At 56.6% G+C, this 19,576-nt stretch carries 18 protein-coding genes and 1 tRNA gene; 11 read left to right on the top strand and 8 right to left on the bottom strand.

Annotated elements, in window-relative coordinates; translation table 11 throughout:
* Nucleotides 1–20: 20 nt before the first annotated feature.
* The 9 genes from P3M64_RS09895 (at nucleotide 21) to ptsN (ending at nucleotide 7,650) form a co-directional block, all read left to right on the top strand.
* Nucleotides 21–107, top strand: a tRNA-Leu gene (locus tag P3M64_RS09895).
* Between the two features lie 74 nt (nucleotides 108–181).
* On the top strand, nucleotides 182–802 hold the full coding sequence (locus P3M64_RS09900) for a ribonuclease D (protein WP_132937504.1): 621 nt from the start codon (nucleotides 182–184) through the stop codon (nucleotides 800–802).
* A 198-nt stretch (nucleotides 803–1,000) separates the two neighbouring features.
* Nucleotides 1,001–2,002 carry a KpsF/GutQ family sugar-phosphate isomerase gene (locus P3M64_RS09905; protein WP_132937503.1) on the top strand — a complete coding sequence of 334 codons (1,002 nt, stop codon included), beginning with the start codon at nucleotides 1,001–1,003 and terminating at the stop codon, nucleotides 2,000–2,002.
* A gap of 8 nt (nucleotides 2,003–2,010) precedes the next feature.
* Complete coding sequence (lptC, locus tag P3M64_RS09910) at nucleotides 2,011–2,781, top strand: LPS export ABC transporter periplasmic protein LptC (RefSeq protein WP_132937502.1); 771 nt, start codon at nucleotides 2,011–2,013, stop codon at nucleotides 2,779–2,781.
* Complete coding sequence (locus P3M64_RS09915) at nucleotides 2,778–3,713, top strand: LptA/OstA family protein (RefSeq protein ID WP_132937501.1); 936 nt, start codon at nucleotides 2,778–2,780, stop codon at nucleotides 3,711–3,713. The genes lptC and P3M64_RS09915 overlap by 4 nt, the downstream gene beginning before the upstream one ends.
* 46 nt (nucleotides 3,714–3,759) lie before the next feature.
* The gene (gene lptB / locus P3M64_RS09920; RefSeq protein WP_132937500.1) at nucleotides 3,760–4,596 is read left to right on the top strand and encodes an LPS export ABC transporter ATP-binding protein; all 837 of its coding nucleotides are present in this window, start codon (nucleotides 3,760–3,762) and stop codon (nucleotides 4,594–4,596) included.
* A 42-nt stretch (nucleotides 4,597–4,638) separates the two neighbouring features.
* On the top strand, nucleotides 4,639–6,321 hold the full coding sequence (gene rpoN, locus P3M64_RS09925; protein ID WP_132937499.1) for an RNA polymerase factor sigma-54: 1,683 nt from the start codon (nucleotides 4,639–4,641) through the stop codon (nucleotides 6,319–6,321).
* A gap of 250 nt (nucleotides 6,322–6,571) precedes the next feature.
* On the top strand, nucleotides 6,572–7,138 hold the full coding sequence (hpf, locus tag P3M64_RS09930; protein WP_132937498.1) for a ribosome hibernation-promoting factor, HPF/YfiA family: 567 nt from the start codon (nucleotides 6,572–6,574) through the stop codon (nucleotides 7,136–7,138).
* Between the two features lie 47 nt (nucleotides 7,139–7,185).
* Nucleotides 7,186–7,650: a PTS IIA-like nitrogen regulatory protein PtsN gene (gene ptsN / locus P3M64_RS09935; RefSeq protein ID WP_132937497.1), complete on the top strand. Its 465-nt coding sequence runs from the start codon at nucleotides 7,186–7,188 to the stop codon at nucleotides 7,648–7,650.
* A gap of 147 nt (nucleotides 7,651–7,797) precedes the next feature.
* On the opposite strand, the gene P3M64_RS09940 is transcribed toward ptsN, so the two are convergent.
* Entirely contained in the window at nucleotides 7,798–8,043 is a 246-nt protein-coding gene (locus P3M64_RS09940) for a DUF1150 family protein (RefSeq protein ID WP_132937496.1), read from the bottom strand.
* Nucleotides 8,044–8,146: 103 nt separating this feature from the next.
* Nucleotides 8,147–8,596, bottom strand: a complete 450-nt coding sequence (locus P3M64_RS09945) for an Hsp20 family protein (protein ID WP_132937495.1) — start codon at nucleotides 8,594–8,596, stop codon at nucleotides 8,147–8,149.
* A gap of 272 nt (nucleotides 8,597–8,868) precedes the next feature.
* Here P3M64_RS09945 and P3M64_RS09950 point away from each other — a divergent pair, with 272 nt between their 5' ends.
* Complete coding sequence (locus tag P3M64_RS09950; protein WP_132937494.1) at nucleotides 8,869–9,534, top strand: antitoxin Xre/MbcA/ParS toxin-binding domain-containing protein; 666 nt, start codon at nucleotides 8,869–8,871, stop codon at nucleotides 9,532–9,534.
* 17 nt (nucleotides 9,535–9,551) lie between these two features.
* Here P3M64_RS09950 and P3M64_RS09955 read toward each other — a convergent pair whose 3' ends face one another.
* Both P3M64_RS09955 and P3M64_RS09960 read right to left on the bottom strand, forming a co-directional pair.
* A complete protein-coding gene (locus P3M64_RS09955; protein ID WP_132937493.1) occupies nucleotides 9,552–10,037 on the bottom strand; it encodes a sulfurtransferase TusA family protein in 486 nt (161 codons plus the stop codon).
* 312 nt (nucleotides 10,038–10,349) lie between these two features.
* Nucleotides 10,350–11,636 (bottom strand): nucleotide sugar dehydrogenase, encoded by a 1,287-nt coding sequence (locus tag P3M64_RS09960; protein WP_132937492.1) that lies wholly within the window; start codon nucleotides 11,634–11,636, stop codon nucleotides 10,350–10,352.
* 346 nt (nucleotides 11,637–11,982) lie between these two features.
* Here P3M64_RS09960 and cysC point away from each other — a divergent pair, with 346 nt between their 5' ends.
* The gene (cysC, locus tag P3M64_RS09965) at nucleotides 11,983–12,585 is read left to right on the top strand and encodes an adenylyl-sulfate kinase (RefSeq protein WP_243644653.1); all 603 of its coding nucleotides are present in this window, start codon (nucleotides 11,983–11,985) and stop codon (nucleotides 12,583–12,585) included.
* Nucleotides 12,586–12,711: 126 nt separating this feature from the next.
* On the opposite strand, the gene P3M64_RS09970 is transcribed toward cysC, so the two are convergent.
* The 4 genes from P3M64_RS09970 to P3M64_RS09985 all read right to left on the bottom strand — a co-directional run bounded on the left by P3M64_RS09970 (nucleotide 12,712) and on the right by P3M64_RS09985 (nucleotide 19,458).
* A complete protein-coding gene (locus tag P3M64_RS09970; protein WP_132937490.1) occupies nucleotides 12,712–14,340 on the bottom strand; it encodes a sulfotransferase domain-containing protein in 1,629 nt (542 codons plus the stop codon).
* A 9-nt stretch (nucleotides 14,341–14,349) separates the two neighbouring features.
* Complete coding sequence (locus tag P3M64_RS09975; RefSeq protein WP_132937489.1) at nucleotides 14,350–15,195, bottom strand: hypothetical protein; 846 nt, start codon at nucleotides 15,193–15,195, stop codon at nucleotides 14,350–14,352.
* 72 nt (nucleotides 15,196–15,267) lie between these two features.
* Complete coding sequence (locus P3M64_RS09980) at nucleotides 15,268–17,274, bottom strand: B12-binding domain-containing radical SAM protein (RefSeq protein ID WP_132937488.1); 2,007 nt, start codon at nucleotides 17,272–17,274, stop codon at nucleotides 15,268–15,270.
* Between the two features lie 186 nt (nucleotides 17,275–17,460).
* Nucleotides 17,461–19,458, bottom strand: coding sequence for a B12-binding domain-containing radical SAM protein (locus P3M64_RS09985; protein ID WP_132937487.1), 1,998 nt, complete (start codon nucleotides 19,456–19,458; stop codon nucleotides 17,461–17,463).
* Nucleotides 19,459–19,576 lie beyond the last annotated feature (118 nt).

Raw genomic sequence — 19,576 nt, forward strand, 5'->3', positions numbered from 1 at the left:
GTGGCGTCCGCCCGTAGCCTGCCCAGGTGGCGGAATTGGTAGACGCGCTGGCTTCAGGTGCCAGTGGCCGCAAGGTCGTGGAAGTTCGAGTCTTCTCCTGGGCACCACTCTTCCCTCTTTATTGACGGGGCGAAACGGCGGCGAGCGGTCGCGCAACGACCCGCCGACGGGACGAGGACACATGCAGACACCGCAAATTCATATTCACCAGGGAGATCTGCCCGACGGATTGGATTTTGGCGCAAGCGTCGCCGTCGATTCGGAAACCCTCGGCCTTCTTCCCCACCGCGATCGTTTGTGTGTCGTGCAGTTGTCCGCCGGTGACGGCGTGTGCCATCTGGTGCAGTTCGCCAAGGGGGGGTACGACGCCCCCAATCTCAAGGCTCTGTTCGCCGACCCTTCGGTAACCAAAATTTTTCACTATGCCCGTTTCGACATCGCGGTGATCAAGAAATATCTCGGCGTCGCCTGTGCGCCGATCTATTGCACCAAGGTCGCCTCGCGGTTGACCCGCACCTACACCGATAAACACGGCTTGAAGGAGTTGTGCCGGGAATTGATCGGGGTTGAAATTTCCAAGGAACAGCAATCCTCGGATTGGGCCAGCGAAACCCTAAGCCCCGAACAGCAGGTTTATGCGGCGACGGATGTCCTTTACCTCCATCGTTTGCGCGACATTCTCGAATACCGTTTGGCGCGTGAGGGACGAACCGAGTTCGCGCGGGCGTGCTTCGCCTTTTTGCCCACGCGCGCCGATCTCGATCTTGGCGGTTGGGCGGACTGTGATATTTTCGCGCACTGACAACGCCAAGTCGGCTGATGACGTTAAGAACGCATCCTAAATAGTTTGATATTGTTGACGATTTTAGTCAACTGGCCCATATTGGGATCACGCGATCGGACGGTCGACTCCGGGCCGTGGCGGCGTGTCGATTTTTCGCCATGACGATCCCGCCCAGCGGATCGAGAGGGCCTGAAGACCGGGACGGGAATACACAGAATGAAGAGCATATACGCAGCCCCTGAAACCCGTGCGCCCCGGACCGGCGATGCGCAAGCCATTGCGGCGGGCAAGCGGGTGCTCGAGATCGAGGCCGCGGGCGTCACGGCCCTCGGCCGGGCCCTTGATGGGGCGTTCGCCCAGGCGATCGACCTGCTTGAACGCACCCGGGGGCGCGTGATCATCACCGGGATGGGGAAAAGCGGCCATATCGGCCGTAAGATCGCGGCGACGCTGGCGTCGACGGGCGCGCCGTCACAGTTTGTTCACCCCGGCGAGGCGAGCCACGGCGATCTTGGCATGATCCAAGACGGCGATGCGATTATAGCTTTGTCCAATTCGGGTGAAACGTCGGAACTTTCCGATGTCGTCGCCTATGCCAAACGTTATGGGCACCCCTTGATCGCGATGACCGGGAGGGCCGGCAGCACCCTTAGCGAGGCCGCCGATGTCGCTCTGGTCATTCCCGCCAGCCCCGAGGCGTGCGCCATTGGGCTGGCGCCGACCACATCGACGACGGTGATGTTGGCGCTGGGCGATGCGCTGGCGGTGGCGTTGATGGAACGCAAGGGGTTTTCCGCCGACGATTTTTACAATTTTCACCCCGGCGGCAAATTGGGCAATCGGCTTTTGAAGGTCGAGGATCTGATGCACGTCGGCATGCGGGTGCCTTTGCTGACCGAGGATACTTTGATGGCCGACGTCCTTATCGATATGTCGGCCAAGGGATTTGGCGCGGTCGGCGTGATCGACGCGGGGGGACGCCTTAAGGGCGTGATTACCGACGGCGATCTCAGGCGCAACATGAGCCCACAGTTGGTCGGTCTCAGCGCCCGCGAGGTGATGACCCCGGGAGGCGTCACCGCGCGCCCCAAGATGTTGGCGAGCGAGGCCCTGGCGGTGATGAACGCGCGCAACATCACGGCCTTGTTCGTCGAGGATGATAACCGTCCCGTCGGAATTGTGCATATTCACGACTGTTTGCGCGCGGGTTTGGCGTGAGGTGAGATGTGAGCCTCCCCCCCCTTCCCCCGCCGCCGCCATTTCCCTTCCGCCGTACCGCGGGGGCGCCGGGGGACGAACCTCCGCCGCCGGCGCGCCGACCGCCCCTTGCGCAAAAGCATGCGGTTTACGCGGACACCCATGCGCGCGCCGCCTATACGCCGGGGTATTCGCGTTTCGTCGCCTGGATGAAGATCGTCTTGCCCTTGATCGCCGTGATGCTGTTGGCGATGGTCGCCGCGTGGCCGTATCTACAAAGAAAAGACAACCTGTTTCGTCTCGGCTTTTCGGCCCTGACCATGAGCGACACCGAGACGTCGGGAATGGTCAACGTGCGCTATGTCGGGACCGACGGTAAGGGGCAGCCGTTTAGCGTCACGGCGGATCTTGCCCGTTCCAGCGACAAGTCGGCGGCGGTGATCGATCTTGAATTGCCCAAGGCGGACATTACGCTTAAAGATGGCTCGTGGGTGGCGCTGACCGCCGATACCGGGCGTTATCTGCGCGCAAAAGGGGTGCTCGATCTTAAGGGAAAGGTCAACGTGTTTCACGATTCGGGATACGAGTTAAAAACCGATGCGGCCGAATTGAACCTGAAACAGGGGACGGTGGTTAGCCACACCACGGTGCGCGGACAAGGCCCGATCGGAGAAATTCGCTCTCAGGGGATGACGCTGTTCGACAAGGGGAAAACCATTGTTTTCACCGGAAAAACCTATCTGACCTTGTATCCGGGGCCACGTAAGGGGCCAAGGGTGTCGGGGGGGACGCAACAATGAGAATATTCGATCGAGTTCTACCGAGAGCGTTCCGGGTCGTGTGGGTCGGGCTCGCCGTCGTGGTATTGAGCGCGGTGGCCACCGCCCATGCTCAAGGTCTTAATTTTAACGGCGTCGGGGGAAATTCGCCGATCGAGATCGAGGCCGATAACGGCATCGAATGGCAGCAGCGCAGCCTGATGTTTATCGCGCGGGGCAATGCGCACGCCACCCGGGGAAACGTGACCATCCGTGCGGACGAGCTGCGGGCTTATTACCGTCAGATCAAAGGCGGCGGGACGGAGATTTGGCGTCTTGACGCCGTGGGGCACGTCCAGGTTACGACTCCCGGCGAAACCGCCTATGGCGGGCATGCCGTCTACGATGTCGATAACGCCGTTCTGGTGCTTTCCGAAGGCAATCCGGTGCGCCTGCTGACGGCGACGACGGAGATCACCGCCCGCAAGCAGATCGAGTACTGGGATAAAAAGCAGGTTGCGGTGGCGCGCGGGAGCGCCCAAGTCATTCAGGACGCCAAAAAGCTCTCGGGGGACGTCATCACCGCGCGAATCCGCAAAAATGCCCAGGGAAAAACTGAAATCTGGCAGGTCGAGGCCTTTGACAACGTCGTCATTCACACCCAGCAGGATGTGGTCACTGCGGCGCGCGGGGTTTATAATCTGACCAGCGGGGTTGCTCGGCTTAGCGGATCGGTTACAATTACGCGTGGTCCCAATCGTTTGAACGGGTGTCGCGCCGACGTTAACCTCAAAACCGGTATTAGCACATTGCTCAGTTGTCCCGGCGCACCCGCGAAAGCACCGGCCCCGGGGGGGATGGGGAACGGGCAAGGCGGGCGGCGAGGCGCGCAGAGCCAGGGCCCGTCGGGGGAGCGTGTCCATGGCGTTTTGATACCGAATTCTAAATTGAAAACCAAGCCCCAAGGCAAGTGAGTCCGCCGCCTGCGGACCGATTGGGGGCCGAAAGGATATCGCCACAATGGCGCTTGAAACGACCAACTCTACAGCCGATGGGGCCAAGTCCCCAAATTCAGGTCGGCCCGGAGGCGCGACCGGGGACCTTGGCGCGGGCGCACCCCGTCTGGTGCGCGATAATCGTGGACTGTCCGCGCATAATCTGGGCAAACGGTTTAAGAAACGTCCCGTGGTTTCGGGCGCCAGCCTGTCGCTCCAGCGCGGCGAGGTGGTCGGCCTTTTGGGCCCCAACGGGGCCGGAAAAACAACATGCTTTTATATGATTACCGGTTTGATTTCGCCGGACTATGGGTCCATCGTGCTCGACGGCGAGGATATCACGGATCTTCCTATGTATCGTCGCGCGCGCCTGGGAGTCGGCTATCTGCCGCAGGAAGCCTCTATTTTTAGGGGGCTGACGGTGGAAAATAATATTCGTGCCGTGCTCGAAACGGTCGAACCGTCCTGGGAGAAACGCGAAACGACCCTGGATACCTTACTTGCGGAATTTTCGATTACCCATATTCGGCGGACGCCGGCGCAGGCCCTTTCGGGGGGGGAGCGACGGCGTGTCGAAATTGCCCGGGCCCTCGCGTCCAACCCCCATTTTATCCTTCTCGACGAGCCGTTCGCCGGAATCGATCCGATCGCGGTTGGGGATATCCGTGAGTTGGTCGTACATCTAAAGGACCGGGGCATCGGCGTTTTGATTACCGACCACAATGTGCGCGAGACGCTCGACGTGATCGAGCGGGCTTATATCATTCACGATGGGCGAATGCTGATGGAAGGCGCGCCCTCCGATATCGTCGGCAACGAGGATGTGCGCCGTGTTTACTTGGGCGACCGTTTTAGGTTGTAATTCGGCTTTGGGTCCGACTTTTGGGGAAAGGGGTCGAGGATAATGGTTCTGTCGCCGCGGCTCGATTTGCGTCAAAGCCAGTCCTTGGTGATGACGCCGCAGTTGCAGCAAGCCATCAAGCTGTTGCAGCTGAATAATCTTGAGCTATCGGCCTATGTCGAACAGGAAATGACGCAAAACCCCCTGTTGGAGCGCGAGGACGGTGTTTTAGCCGACGACGATCGTGGCGACAATCATCGCGATGGCTCGCATGAGGGCGGCGATTTCTCTTCCTCCGGACAGGATTTTGACGGTGCGCTCGGCGGCGAGGGCCCGCGTCCGGCGGATGACGGAGGCTCTGCATCCGGCGGCGGCGAAGACGATCACGGCGCGGTTCGAGACCTTAACCTGGACGAAGGGGCCGCGGGAGAGCATACCCGCAGCGAGGGCGCGCTGGATGTGGATTATGACAACACCTGGAACAGCGCCGAGGATGGCGGCGAGAAAGCGGCGGCGCCGCAAACCGAAGGGCACAGCACCTCGGGCGATCGGGATGACTGGGGCGCGCGCTCCAATGGCGGCGCGGGCGGCGGCGGCGCGGGCCAGTATGGCGGTGAATTGCCCAGTCTCGAACAAACCTTGGCCGGCGAGGTCAGCTTACGCGACTATCTGATGAGCCAGGTCCGTCTGATGGTCTCGACCCCGGGTGATGAGATCATCGCCGTCAGCCTGATCGATTCCCTGGATGAAATCGGCTATATGCGCGGCGATCTCGCCGATATCGCCGAGCGTCTCGGGGTAAGCGTTGATGCGGTGGAGGCGGTTTTGACGGTGATGCAGGGGATCGATCCGGCGGGATTGTTCGCGCGCGATCTTGGCGAATGTCTGGCTTTGCAGTTGATCGATAAGGACCGCTTCGATCCGGCGATGAAGACCCTGCTTGGCAATCTCGATCTTCTGGCGCGACGCGACTATGCGCGGTTGCGAAAGATTTGCGGCGTCGATGGCGACGATCTCGGCGAAATGATAAATGAGCTGCAAGCGCTCGACCCCAAGCCGGGGCGGCGTTTCGATCATTCTATCACCCAGGCGATCGTGCCCGACGTCTTTATGCGCGCGGGGGCCGATGGACAGTGGATCATCGAACTGAACGGTGATACCTTGCCGCGGGTTTTGATCAACAACAGCTATTACGCCGAAGTCTCGCGCGCCGTGGCCAAGGGAAAAAACAAGGGCGAGGAAAAGCGTTATATCAATGAGTGTTATCAATCCGCGAGTTGGTTGGTGAAAGCGCTCCATCAGCGCGCCACGACGATCATGAAAGTCGCCAGTGAAATCGTGCGCATGCAGGACGGTTTTTTCGTTCATGGCGTCAGCGCCTTGCGCCCCTTGGTCCTTCGTGATGTCGCCGATGCGATCGGGATGCACGAGAGTACGGTTTCACGCGTGACGTCGAACAAATACATCGCCACGCCGCGGGGCATTTTCGAGTTAAAATATTTTTTCACGTCCGCCATTTCCAGCGCCGACGGCGGCGACGCCTACTCCGCCGAGGCGGTGAAAAGCCGGATAAAATCCCTTGTTGATGGCGAGCCGGCGCACAAAATACTATCCGACGACAAAATCGTCGATCTGTTAAAGGACGAGGGTATGGACATCGCCCGTCGCACTGTCGCCAAGTACCGTGACGCCTTGGGCATCCCATCTTCCGTGACGCGTCGTCGGGAAAAGAGGCAACAATCATAATAGGCTGGTGTCACGGGCTGAATAATTCAGGGTGGAAAATCGCGGAAGAGTCAAACTTCCGCACAGGAGGGGAACGGATGTGTAACTTGACTTGGTGAAGCACGGGAACTACCTTCCCGGTCTTCCCTGGGGTATGGTTATCGGGCGGACTCGACGCCGCAGTGCCCTCGCAATCGGAACGGCGTCCCGTGCGGTCGCCTCGTGTGGTCGCCTGGAGCGGGACGCTCAATCAACAGGATGTCGGATTTTTATGGATATTACAGTTAAAGGCAAACAAATCGACGTTGGCGATTCCCTGCGCGGATACGTCGAAGAAAATTTAACCGGTGGGGTCGTCAAGTATTTTGAAAAGGCAATTGACGCAACGGTCGTATTTTCCAAGCCGACGCACGATTTTTCCGTTGATATCACGGTTCATGCCGGGCGCGGAGTATCGGTGCAGGGTCATGGCGAAGGCGCCGATGCACACACCGCCTTCGACGGCGCCCTGGAGCGAATCTCCAAGCAATTGCGCCGTTATAAGCGGCGCTTGACCGATCACCACAAACGTGTTCCAGAGGTAACCTCCGCCCAGTATGCGATTATCGCCCAGGAAACCTCCGACGAGGAACCGGTGGAAGATTCGCATCCCGCGATCGTCGCGGAAATGGTTCAGGAGATCGCCACCCTTTCGGTTAGCGAAGCGGTGATGCGCCTCGATCTTGGCGATCTTCCGGTCGTTGTTTTTCGCAATGGGGCGAACGGGGGCGTCAACGTTGTTTATCGCCGCCACGACGGCAATGTGGGTTGGGTCGATCCGACGAATGTCGCCCCTTGAGCCGCTTCGGGCCGTCTTTCTTGCCGAATAAGCCACAGGATGGGATCATGGAAATCAGCGATCTTTTGAGTGAGTCCAGCATAATCGCCAACTTGCGGGTGACCAGCAAGAAACAGGCGATGCAGGAATTATCAAGGAAAGCATCGGAAGTTTGCGGACTGCATGAACGCGCGATTTTTGATGTCCTGATGGAGCGTGAGCGCTTGGGCACCACCGGCGTCGGCAACGCGATCGCCATTCCTCACGGAAAACTGGCGAATCTCGATCGTTTGTACGGGGTTTTCGCCCGTCTTGAAAATCCCGTTGATTTTAATGCGATCGACGATCAGCCGGTGGACCTTATTTTCATGTTGTTGGCTCCGGAAACCGCCGGGGCCGATCACCTGAAGGCCCTGGCTCGGGTGTCGCGGTTGTTGCGCGACGGGGCGACGTGCGACAAATTGCGCGGTTCCGACGACCCCGCGGCGTTATATGCCTTGCTGACCGATTCTTCGGCGACCCGGGCGGCATAACACACCGGGGTGCGCCTGTTTTAGTGCAGGGCCGGATTGCGCCTGTTTTTACGCAGAAAAAGGGCGAGGACGACGCCCGAACCGGAAGATAGCGGACGAAAACGCCCACGAAGAACGCCGGGTGACGCCTTGGCCCCGATCCTGACCCTAATGAACGCTGATCGGTTCCAGGTCGTTCTGCCGGACCGTCGCGAAAGCGGTTTCCCGATCGTTAATCGTGGCGAGGTGCGTGCCGTCGGCGGCGCAGATGACGAAAAGGGTCTCGTCATCGCCTTTCACCGTTTTGATGTAGGCGACGTCTTCGATGCCCAGCAGGGCAAGGTCTTGATTCGACATTTGCTTGGGGGCGGCTGTCGGATCGACGAGGGACGGAAAATTGGAGTTGTGGTTCATTTTCTATGCTCCTTACGCGCCTTCTTAAAGCTTAAGCACGCGGTGGTGAACAAGAGATTAAGATTGCGGTTTCGGACGTCCCGCCAAGGGGACGGGGGAGCCGTCAACCCATCTCGATGGTCGAGGTTCCGTTTTTCTTTCGCGCGGCCTTGATTTCGATCGTCCGCACCTCAGGCTCGACGATGGGTCGATTGAGATCGATGTGCAAAAGGCCGTTGTCGATCATCGCTTCGGAAACCTCAATTCCTTCGGCGAGCACGAAGCTGCGTTGAAACTGCCGAGTCCCAATCCCACGGTGGAGAAAAACCCTTTCGCTGTCGTCCTCGGATTGCCGCCCGCGCACGACCAGCTGGTTGTCTTCGATCGACACTTTCAGGTCGGATAACGCAAAACCGGCGACGGCAAGGGTAATGCGTAACCTGTTTTCGTCGAGTTGCTCAATGTTGTAAGGCGGATAGCCTTCGGCCGAATTTTTCGATACGCGGTCGAGAATTTGCTCCAAATGATCGAAGCCAAGCAAAAGCGGGCTATTAAAACCGGTAAGCCGGGACATGGTCGCGTCCTCCTCGCAAACGTGAGCGAGTCCGAATTGTTCGGGCCTCCAGTGTGGAGCGCCCACCAAAGCGGCCCCATAACGGGCGCCGCCATTTTTCGGCTCGGCAAGGCGAACCGTGCTTCATATGTGGCCATAGCGGACGAGCCTGTCAAGCGTTCCTCACGGATAAAGGAGCGGCGGTGGTGGTGACGGCCATGGCGGATCGACCTTATTTGCGGTTCAGTGAAATTTGGGCTGGACATTTTTCGTTGAATTCCCGAGCCTAGGGAATGGCAAATTTTACCCTCGATGAAACGCGGGCGTTGCAATACCACCGTGCGCTGGTTGGCTTGCTTCGCACACAGCCGGATCTCATTAAACGTGCGGGCGAACAGCTCGAACGAATGCGCCTGAAGACGCCGCGCGCGCTGTCGATCTGGCAGCGCTGGGAAAGCATTTTGGCGATGCCGTTGGACGACCTTGCCGAAGTCATTCTTGAGGACAGCCCGGCGGGCGGCCATTTGCGGGCGAACTCTCCCTTGGGCAACGCCCTGACACCGGCGCAACGCAACCGAATTTGGCGCGCCATCGGGATGCAGCAGTTTGTCGATTTCTTTTTGACCGCGGCCAACGACCTGGGTTTGAGCGCAACCGAGCAGGCGTGTTTGACCGGTATTGACGAAGCCGAAATTTCCCAATGGTTCCGCTATCCGCCCGATGATGTCACGCCGCCGGTTCTCGCCCGCCTGAAGGATATCGTCTCCATTCAACGAGCCTTGCGCGGGCTGTTCGACAGTATGGACGCCCGTCAATCTTGGTTGCGGGCCCCCCACGAAAGCCTCGGCGACGCCCCGCTCGCGGTAATGATGTCGGGTAATTTGGATGCGGTGCGCGAGATGTTGGCCGACCAATTGCGCCCGACGCTGGAACGAAGCGATTTGCCGCGAAGCATGTAGGTTCGCGGTGGGCGAAGTCATTTTTTGGGCATGACGCGAGTCCGCACGGTTTCACGCACGAGAGACAGCCCGTTGTACAGCACGGGAGGCAGGAATCCCACGGCGATGGCGAAAGCGACGATCACGGTCGGGGAGGGCTGATGATAGGCGACGAGGGGAGCGGTGTAGACCAAGGTCGCTAAAATGGCGATGCCGCCAAGGGCGACGCGAGTGCGCGAGCAAGTTTGACAGCGTAGCGTGCGTTTTTTAACCATGAAAACGTCGCTGCCGTCGCCGTCCTGCCGACCACGATAAAGATGACCGCTAGCGGCGCAAAAAGACTGAATGTTGGCGTGAGCATGAGGGTCGTCGCAATGCACGGCGAGCAAGGCGTTCTCGCCGGCGGTCTTTAGGGCCTTTTTTAGCGCAAGGACGGGAACGGGGCCACGTTGCCCCATGGCGTCGATAGTGATGGTGTCGATAGGGGGCGCTGCTTGCGTATTCTGGGTATTATTTAAGGGCATTCCCAATTACTCCGCAGGACGATTTTGCGCGTCGCCGTCATGGCGCGCCGTGGAAAATAACCGTTACCGCGCAACAACGGGGCCTTCGATGCATGAACATGGAGACGATAAGCGAGAGAGTCCAATATTTTTGTTATAAGAAAGAAAAACAACCCAATTTTTGTGGGTAGAGAAATTTTTGTTCCATTTCTAGAGCCGGCGTGAAAAACCTCGGCGAGGCGCACAAAAGCGGAGGGTCTTGGGCGCCCAATAGGGACGATAGAGGCAAACTAATGGAGACGCCACTGGACCGGAAAATTTGATGTGATGTCGTCATAGCCGCCACAGGGTGACGCCCTCGGGTGTTTGATCGCGATCGAGAATGCCGCGCACGTCCACCACCACGCCGCGTCCGCTTTCAAGCAGGCCGGTCGCGAGATCCCAGCCCCCCTCGACATACGCATCGTGTGCGACGGCGAGGATGACGACGCTTGCAGGCTCCAATTTTTCGATCGGGGTAAGATCAAGTCCATACTCGCGGCGGGCCTCGCCGGCCTCGGCCTGGGGGTCGCTGACCTGAACGCCAAGGCCATACGTGGACAATTCCTCAATGATGTCGATGACCTTGGTGTTGCGTAAGTCGGGAACATTTTCCTTGAAGGTAAGCCCCAGGATCGTAATCGCCTTGGCGGGTGTGGCCGACGTGTTTTTCAGCATCAGCTTGATGGTGTTGCGGGCGATGAATGCACCCATGCCATCATTGATTTTGCGTCCCGCCAGGATAACCTGGGGATGGTGGCCGACCTGCTCGGCGCGATAGGTTAGGTAATAAGGATCGACGCCGATGCAGTGTCCGCCGACCAATCCTGGTGAAAATTTAAGGAAATTCCATTTCGTCCCCGCCGCCTTCAGGACGTCGCTGGTGTCGATATTCAGCCGGTCGAAGATTTGCGCCAATTCGTTCATCAAGGCGATATTGAGGTCGCGTTGGGTGTTTTCGATCACCTTGGCGGCCTCGGCGGTTTTGATGGTGGGGGCCTTGTGCACGCCCGCCCTGACCACCGAGCCATAAACGGCGGCGACAATATCCAGCGTCGCTTGATCTTGACCCGAAACGACCTTGGTGATGGTTTCGAAGCGATGCTCTTTGTCGCCGGGGTTGATCCGCTCGGGGGAATAGCCGACACAAAAATCAACGCCGTAAACAAGGCCGGACGCCTTTTCCAGAACCGGAACGCAAACGTTTTCGGTGGCGCCGGGGTAGACGGTGGATTCATAGACCACGATGTCGCCCTTTTTCAGGCGCGGCCCCAAGGTCGTGGACGCCGAAACGAGAGGGGAAAGATCGGGCGTGTTGGCGGCATCGACGGGCGTGGGCACAGTGACGATGTGAAAATCCGCCTTACCGAGATCGTCAGGGTTCGTGGTCAGCAGCAGCTCGCTCGCCGCCAGTTCGCGCTCGCCAACCTCGTTGGTGGTGTCATGGCCCGCCTTCAGCTCGTTAATCCGCTGCGCCGATATATCGAAGGCGACGACCGGTCCCAGATTGCCGAACGCAACGGCGACCGGCAGGCCGACATAGCCTAACCCAATAACGGATATTCGGCGATTGTGGCTCATTGGCGATACTCCATTTTACGGCTTTGCTCGTCTTGTCTAGCGGCACGGGTCGCGCCGTGCAATATTTTAAATCGCCGGCGATTTTTCCCGCTACGAAACTATGAGGCGTGAGCGATGGCGTCGAAAGAGCGGCGCGTGGAGGAGAAGGGTTTCGCCGATAGGCGTATTCGCTTATTAAGGAAAGTGGCGCCGCCTTTAAAAGTTAAGCGCACTCCCATGTCCTTACGTGATCGCGTGATGCGAGATGGAAAAGTTGCGCCATCGTTGTTTTTCGTGTTCGGCTGGGGACCGCTGGGATTTTGTCGCCTGGCAGCGCGCATTGATCACGCCAGGAGGCATAATGTTTGTGAAGTCTACAAATATTTTCGAGGTCGAGCATAAGGTTACGCGGGAACAACGATGGGCGCGCAATGGACACAAGGCGGCGGTGGTATGGTTTACCGGGCTTTCGGCATCGGGAAAATCGACCTTGGCGATAAGGCTGGAACAGCGTCTGTTTGATCTGGGTCATCAGGTTTATGTTTTGGACGGCGACAACATGCGCCGAAAATTGTGCGCCGATCTAGGGTTCTCGGCGCATGACCGCGAGGAAAATATTCGCCGCATAGGAGAGGTCGCGGCGTTGTTCGCCGAATCCGGACAGATCGTCATTAGTGCTTTCATCTCTCCTTATCGGGCCGATCGCGCGTTGGCGCGTAGGGCGGTCGGGGATAATTTTCACGAAATTTACCTGAGTGCCGATGTGGAGATTTGCGCGCGGCGGGACCCCAAGGGCCTTTACGCCAAGGCGCGCAAAGGGGAGATCGACAATCTTACCGGCGTGTCGGCGCCGTACGAGGTCCCCAAAACACCCGACCTGACGATTGACACCGGCACACTGTCTGTCGATGAGAGTCTGGATATATTGGTCGACTACGTGATGCGCAATATGGCGCTTTCAGGCGACTGAGAAAGCTCTACCCATAACTGGAGGGAACTTGGGGCCTACGCCAGCGTCCACCAAGCAAGCGCGGCGGTCGATCGCCGGTATCGAGTCCATCAACAGAAAAATTTCAAGAGCTCGAATTTTATGAGTTCACCTCGAGGCGAGCTTAGCTTGATCCGTCAAATGCGAAACTCCTCTTTCAGAAGGGTAACGTTCCTTGGTTCCGCGCGGGTCAATGAGATCTCCAAAGCCGAGTTCGTGACATAACCCTGGCAGCAGAGGGGCGTATTCGTGAACGAGATGATTAATCATGTGATAATGGTGCTCTTTTAGTACGTTTATATGGCTGCCAGGCTGCCCCTTGCGAAAATGATTCCCAGAGCCGACGTGTTTTGTCCTGGCTTTCCGCATAGCCTCAAGGCTGGACGTTTCGAGAAGTTCGTCAACCACGTGTTCTTCAATGCGGATATCGAGAAAGGCGGCCAATTCGAGGATTTCGGTTTTCTTGAACATGACCAAGCGGTCAAACAGGATAATGTGGCAGGGATATTCCTTCGCGAATTTTAGAATTTCTTGCGTTTGGCGTAAATAATAGCCGAAACCGTGCCATGTAAACTTCTCGGACCGAGTGCCGCACAATACAGAGGAAATGCCCTCGTCTTGCCCAATTGATGTAAAATATGAAGCCGTCTTTGTGCCATGTCCGATTTCCTTGTCTACGTCCTTGGCAAAGTGAAAATACTGGGCGACGGCGAGGTCGTAGATGTTTCGAATCAGAAAAATCGGTTTTGCGCATTCTTTGCGTAGGCGGGCCTTGACCGCGGGGCTTGGCACATTATGCCAAATGAAGAATTCATTTTTTTCAAACCGTATCGGTGTTGGATCCTCGTAATCGGACCCAACCTCCATTCCAAGGTACGTGGGCGACAAGCCCGTTAACCGCTCGACGATAAGCTCCAGAAGCTTGGTTCCGGACTTAAAGATCGTGGCCACGAACAAACGGTCCAGTTTTTCGCGGACAACGCGCGGGGGTTTTGCGGTAATTTCATGAAAGCCCAGTTCCGCGCCGATCCCACCGAGGTCGGGGGCGTATTTTTCAAGTATTCTATCGACCATACGATAGTGCATTTCCTTTAAAATGCCATCGGAACAACCGGATAATCCGTACCTAAACCGAGAACTTCCTTGCAATGATAATGTGGTTTTTTCTTTGAGTAACGAAGTGCACATTGTCGCCCACTCTTCGCGTTTGGTCATCGTGGCGTTTACGTCGAGATACCTGGCGAGGGTGATTATTTGCCCGCGCGGATCGCCAAGAAGCTTTTCATACGATAGGACATAGCAGGGATTTTCCATGGCGAAACGGAGCATTTCCTGCTGCTGGCGGGCCCATACGCCCAAACCCGGGAAGTTATGGGCGCGGATATCGCCGCCGTTGATTATTATGGCGAGGCCATCATCCGGAGGGAGGTCCTTAAGGTGATGGTTTTGTGGGTTGGGTGACCCAGAGGCATAATAGCGGTACTGATCGACGACGAGATCGAAAAGGCTGCGAACAAGAAAGATTGGCCGCACATTTTCGCTTCGGAGTCGCTCGGCGAGCTTTCCCCCGGGGGTGATCTCCGTGGTTACAAATTCGCCGTCAAAATGCCAATTCTCATCCGTATATTTTTGGGGTGGCGGCGGAATGTGGGGCTCTAATCCCGTTATCTCGGAAATTAAAATGCGGATCAAATTTCCTCCCGATAGGACGGGGGATGAGAGAACAATGGAGTTCATAACGATCGCCTATAGTTTGTAACCAAGCTGTCTATACGCTTGTTTAGCTTCCGGGCTTACGAGTTTTTCAAAGGCTAAGGCTTTCCATTGCGGCCACTGCGCGCGGAGATCCCTGGGCGATACGCGCAGCTCTTCCTCTCCTCGAAATGGGGTGTGCACCCAGCTGTATATTAAGTCTAAGAGCTTTTCATCGTACGTGACGCGTCCATGAGTAATAAAGGAAATGATTTCATGAAATAGCGCTCTATTTTTGGTTACATCTTCGATCGGGATTTGGCGAATGGGCATTTTTGCGTCGCTAGCGACGTCGTTCATCTTCCACATGCCCTGATATGTCGTCCAAATTTCGATATCATCTTTGGTGTAGGGTTTCAGGCCGAGACTGTTAAAGAGGTCGTGATCGCATCCATGCAGCCACTCGTGGTCGAGCGGTCCTTGTTCGCCGCCGAGCATACGCATGTTTGTCGTGCGCCAGCGGACGTGAAAATAGAGCCATGCATAGGGATGGCGGGTCAAATGAATAACAGGAACGGTATCCGGCCATGTCTCCAAGACGGCATGCATCATCGTCGGGCGGTACGAATAACAGTCACCGATTGCCTGGTAGGTCATGCCGACATCAGCCATGAAGCGTGTGAATTTAATAAGGTCAGGACGTTGCGCGCGCGTTCGTTCTTCCGGAAAATATTTAGGCCTCGACCCCTCATTCGCTAAATATGTCATGATTTCTGGGTTCGCGTTTAATGCTTTTACGAACCAAGAAAACCAATGGTCTGCGCCATACCCCCACGAAGTCACGTAAAACACGTGGCTTGTGGCGTCGTCCACGGTGTTGGAACTGATTGGGTTTAACATCAAGCGACCCTCCTGCATTGCCGAGCGAGCGAAACGGCGCGCGTTTGCCTGGGGTTCATTTTCGGGGCGCCGTCACGATGAGCACGACACGGCCTCCGGATTTTCCTTGCGCACGGGCGGGGGTGCATCGGACCAGGAAACGAAATACGTCCTGCGTTGTGCGTCGGTGACGGATGGCCCGTCGATAACGGCTAGTCCCGCCTTCGCCCTGGAATTGTCGGGGCTCAACAAGAGTGCTTGCTGATAGTGCATGCGCGCGGCTCCATAAGCCCCGATACCGATCAGGGCCTCGGCGAAATTGCAATGTTTCTGGGGATCAAAGGGGCTTGCTTGGAGGGCGCCGCCGACGGATTTAATAACATGTTTCGACGGTCGCGTGTCCTGGGACGGGGAAGCGCTTTTACGTGACGGCATGGCGTTGAGGGCGATTGCCGACGCCTTATTGGCGATGTCGCGGAATTTTCCTTCCCGGATTTTACGTTTTAGCGCTCCGGCAAGGCGCAAACCTTCGGCAAGCCGACGCCGGGATGGCCGCACGATATCCTCGTTAACGCCCTCTGCATTAAGATGGGTTTTGTTCTCAATATCCCATCGCGTCAAACATTCGCGGCAGGTTAACCGGAGGGTGCGCCCTTCGCCATAAGGCAAGATGGTGCCCCGGTAATTATTGTGATGGTCGCACCGCGGGCAGTCCCATTCGATGTCATATGCCGGGTCGCGATCTGGAATTTGGTCCTGCGAAACTTTGAACGAGGTGAGTGGCGCAAGATTCAGGAGGGTGTTGGCGAAGACCCAGATCTGGAACCTGACCATTTCAATATTATCGTCGTTCATGAGGGAGATATTGAACTGGGTTGGAATATCGCGCACGTAGGCTTCCCGGTCTTCGATCATGCCATCTTTTAAGGCCTGATAATAATCGGGGCTGCCGGGAAAGACGACAAGCGGCGTGAGGTTGACCGTATACCGCCGGTTATGGGCCCACCAATGCATGGATTCGTTGGCCGTTTCCAACGTTTCGGCCTTGTCACCGAAAAGTAAATTTCCCTGGATCCCGATTTTGTATTTGTAAGTCAGGGCCAAGGCGGCGTCGATGCGTTCCGGTTTGGTTTTTTTCTTCATGCTTTGCAGGACGGGAAGGCTCATGCTTTCGATGCCGTAGCTGACATATGTGCAGCCGGCCTCCGACATGGCGCTCAGCGTTTCCTCATCGACGCTGCTAACGTGAAGTTGGACCATCCATTTCAGGTTGTAAGGTTTGATCCGTTCGCAAAACTCCAGAAGCCGCTTTCGCTTTAGCGAAAACAGCTCATCGATTAGGGCCACCATATTTATTTGGTAACGTTCGACGACGACATCCAGTTCGGCAAAAAACTCATCCAGCGGTCGTTCCCGGTATACTTTGCCGACGGGATGAAAACAGAACGTACAGCTAAAGGGACAAGACCGACTTGAAATCATGTCAACGCAACGCGGTTCGCTGTCCGGCTGGGTATGAAAAAAATAACTGTCATGCGGTCGCTGGTTGGCGATGTTTTTGTCGCATTCGAGGAGGTCATAGTCCGGCCATGCGAGATCGCCCAGTTCGCGAATTTGCGTACGGGGGAGCGTTTGGACAATTTTTCCGTTCGCATCGCGGAATACGATGCCGTTCACATCGTGCAGATCCCCGGATTTTTCCAAGTACGTCAGCAACTCGACGATGGTTCCCTCGCCCTCGCTGATGACGCCGACGTCAATATCCAGAACGTTCAGGCTCATTTCGGGCTCGCCGCTGACCAGGCCCCCTCCTGCGATGTTAATAATCTCAGGTTTGGCGCCTCTTGCCGCGGCGAAGATATCTTTTAGGGCGAAGAGGAATGGGGCGAGAGACCCGGAAGCGCATGCATCCGGATTTGTTTCGGCGATTTTAGCCTTAATTAGGCTTTTGACGCTGCCGCGGCAGTGGTTCAGGTTGAGGCTCGTTACTCGGTGTCCCGCATTTTTCATTGCCGATGCGATGTAACCCAGACCCAGGGGTATTTGATAAAACTCGCCCCAATGGTCGTTGTAACGAGGAACGACGAGTAAAACATGCATGCAAATTGCCTCTTGATGTCCTGTTCAAAAAAACCCGCGGTCGTGTAACACGTCTAATGGCCCGTTTTTTATTCCCGGATTCTTTACCTGGCCTGTTTCTGCTCTGGGCGCAGGAGTGCGATATCACACAGCCGGGTAGTCACGCTCTCCAAACCCGAGAAACCGTGCGTACCTTTCAATGGAATGTCAAGCAACGAGTTCTCCGGCTGAAGCTCTGCAAGAACTGTTGCGCGCTGGAGCGGGGGCATCGGACCACGAAACGAAATAAGTTTGTCTTTGCGCGTCGGAAACTTCGGGTCCGTCAACGTACGCTAGGCCCGAGAGAGCTCTCTCGTTGTCGGGGTTCAGGTTAATCGCTTGCTCATAGTGTAGCCGCGCGGCGCCATGTGCGCCGACTTCGACTAAGGCTTCCGCGAAATCGCTGTGTCTATCGGGGCTCAACGGGTCCATGCCGAGGGCGGAGCCGAACGATTTCAGCATATGTTCTGCTGGTCCGACGCGGCGATAGAATTCGGCCATGAACAGTCGGGCGGGGATAAAGCTTGGAGCTTCGCCCATCAGGGGATTGGCGATGGCGTGGCTTTCTCCGTATTTTTTTCTGTCGAACAACTTGACGGCTTTTTGCAGTCGCTTGCGGCAGGTCGCATCGTCAATCCCGTTTTCGGGGAGCGTGAACGCCCTGTTTTCGACATCCCATCGAGATGCGCAGTCGCGGCAGGTAAACCTTATGGTGTGTCCACTGTGTGGCGGTAAGATCACGCCGATGTATTCGTTCTCACTACCACAACGCGGGCAGCTCCAGACGACGTCATAGGCCGTGTCACGCCCCGGGGATTGGTCCGACGAACGCTCAAAGGACGTCAGGGGGGCCACATTTAAGAGCGAGTTGGCGAAGACCCACACTATGAATCCGACCATCCCCATATTCTTATCGTTCATTTTAGAGATATTGAATTCACTTGGGATGTCTTGGACGTACGCGGCACGGTCCACGATTAAACCGTCTTCCAGGGACTTCAGATAATCGGGACTTCCCGGAAAAACCATCAGGGGAGTTAAATTTATTTGGTATTGGCGATTGCGCGCCCACCAATGCATGGATTCATTGGCCGTGTCCAATGTCTCGGCGCTATCCCCGAAAAGCAGATTTCCCTGAATGCCGATCTTGCTCTCGAAGGTCATCGTCAAGGCTTCGTCGATGCGATGCGTTCTCGATTTTTTCTGCATGCTTTCGAGCACGGGCTGACTCATGCTCTCAATACCGTAGCTAATGTAGGCGCAGCCCGAATCGCGCATGGCTTTGACTGTTTCCTCCGTGGCGCTATTGACATGGAGTTGGACCATCCATTGCAGATTATACGGCTTGATCCGGGCACAAAATTCAAGGAGACGCCGCCTTTTTAAGGAAAACAGCTCGTCGATAAGGCCAACCATGTTGATATCGTAGCGTGCGACCAGAGTGTCTAGCTCGGCGAAGAAATCGTCGAGCGGCCTTTCGCGGTAGGTTTTTCCGGTCGGGTGGAAACAGAACGTGCACTTGAACGGGCAGGACCGGCTGGTGATCATATCGATGGCGCGGGGCTTGCTATGGGGTTGTCTTTGAAAAAAATAGCTGTCCAACGCACGTTGATTGGAAACATTGTCTTCGCATTCCAGAAGATCGTAATCGGGCCATGTTATCGTTCCCAAGTCGCCGACTTGGGGGCGCGCCAGGGTTTCCACAGTCCGTCCGGTTTCATCGCGAAACACGATGCCGTTGACCTCATAAAGATCGCCGCCGCCTTGAATACGGGCCAGCAACTCGACGATGGTGATCTCGCCTTCGCCGACCACGCCGTAATCAATGTCCATGACATCCAAAATAACGCCGGGCTCGCCGCTGACCATGCCGCCGCCGGCGATATTGATGATACCCGGTTTGGCTTTGCGCGCGGCCGAAAATATCGACTGTGCGAGACTTAAGAACGGAGAAAGCCCTCCCGTCGCGCAAACATCGGGCTGTATCGCGGCGATTTTGGAAGTAACGAGGTCCTCGATGCGCCCCCTGTGGTGATTGAGATTTAGGCCGGATACCATGTGCCCCGCTTGCTTCATCGCGGACGCAATGTAGCCGAGTCCCAGCGGGAACTGATAGAATTCTCCCCAGTTATCGCCATAACGGGGAACAACAAGCAAGATGTGCATGCGTTTCAAGCCTTCATCCGATACGGGTATCTCGTCATTGTTTCGTTAGTTTGCAGAAAATCTCCGGTTTCAAAGTAACCGTCCGTTGACGTTAGGCTGATCTTTAGAGGCCGATGTT

The organism is Varunaivibrio sulfuroxidans (assembly GCF_029318635.1).
In the GTDB taxonomy this organism is placed as follows: Bacteria; Pseudomonadota; Alphaproteobacteria; order Rhodospirillales; family Magnetovibrionaceae; genus Varunaivibrio; species Varunaivibrio sulfuroxidans.

What these genes read in the sequence shown, in the direction of transcription:
- P3M64_RS09980 (WP_132937488.1), bottom strand. Translation starts at nt 17,274, where the DNA reads ATGCATGTTTTACTCGTCGTTCCTCGTTACAACGACCATTGGGGCGAG.
- P3M64_RS09975 (WP_132937489.1), bottom strand. Translation starts at nt 15,195, where the DNA reads ATGTTAAACCCAATCAGTTCCAACACCGTGGACGACGCCACAAGCCAC.
- rpoN (WP_132937499.1), top strand. Translation starts at nt 4,639, where the DNA reads ATGGTTCTGTCGCCGCGGCTCGATTTGCGTCAAAGCCAGTCCTTGGTG.
- P3M64_RS09945 (WP_132937495.1), bottom strand. Translation starts at nt 8,596, where the DNA reads ATGTCCCGGCTTACCGGTTTTAATAGCCCGCTTTTGCTTGGCTTCGAT.
- P3M64_RS09955 (WP_132937493.1), bottom strand. Translation starts at nt 10,037, where the DNA reads ATGCCCTTAAATAATACCCAGAATACGCAAGCAGCGCCCCCTATCGAC.
- hpf (WP_132937498.1), top strand. Translation starts at nt 6,572, where the DNA reads ATGGATATTACAGTTAAAGGCAAACAAATCGACGTTGGCGATTCCCTG.
- P3M64_RS09970 (WP_132937490.1), bottom strand. Translation starts at nt 14,340, where the DNA reads ATGAACTCCATTGTTCTCTCATCCCCCGTCCTATCGGGAGGAAATTTG.
- P3M64_RS09905 (WP_132937503.1), top strand. Translation starts at nt 1,001, where the DNA reads ATGAAGAGCATATACGCAGCCCCTGAAACCCGTGCGCCCCGGACCGGC.
- P3M64_RS09915 (WP_132937501.1), top strand. Translation starts at nt 2,778, where the DNA reads ATGAGAATATTCGATCGAGTTCTACCGAGAGCGTTCCGGGTCGTGTGG.
- ptsN (WP_132937497.1), top strand. Translation starts at nt 7,186, where the DNA reads ATGGAAATCAGCGATCTTTTGAGTGAGTCCAGCATAATCGCCAACTTG.
- P3M64_RS09900 (WP_132937504.1), top strand. Translation starts at nt 182, where the DNA reads ATGCAGACACCGCAAATTCATATTCACCAGGGAGATCTGCCCGACGGA.
- P3M64_RS09960 (WP_132937492.1), bottom strand. Translation starts at nt 11,636, where the DNA reads ATGAGCCACAATCGCCGAATATCCGTTATTGGGTTAGGCTATGTCGGC.
- P3M64_RS09950 (WP_132937494.1), top strand. Translation starts at nt 8,869, where the DNA reads ATGGCAAATTTTACCCTCGATGAAACGCGGGCGTTGCAATACCACCGT.
- lptB (WP_132937500.1), top strand. Translation starts at nt 3,760, where the DNA reads ATGGCGCTTGAAACGACCAACTCTACAGCCGATGGGGCCAAGTCCCCA.
- P3M64_RS09985 (WP_132937487.1), bottom strand. Translation starts at nt 19,458, where the DNA reads ATGCACATCTTGCTTGTTGTTCCCCGTTATGGCGATAACTGGGGAGAA.
- P3M64_RS09940 (WP_132937496.1), bottom strand. Translation starts at nt 8,043, where the DNA reads ATGAACCACAACTCCAATTTTCCGTCCCTCGTCGATCCGACAGCCGCC.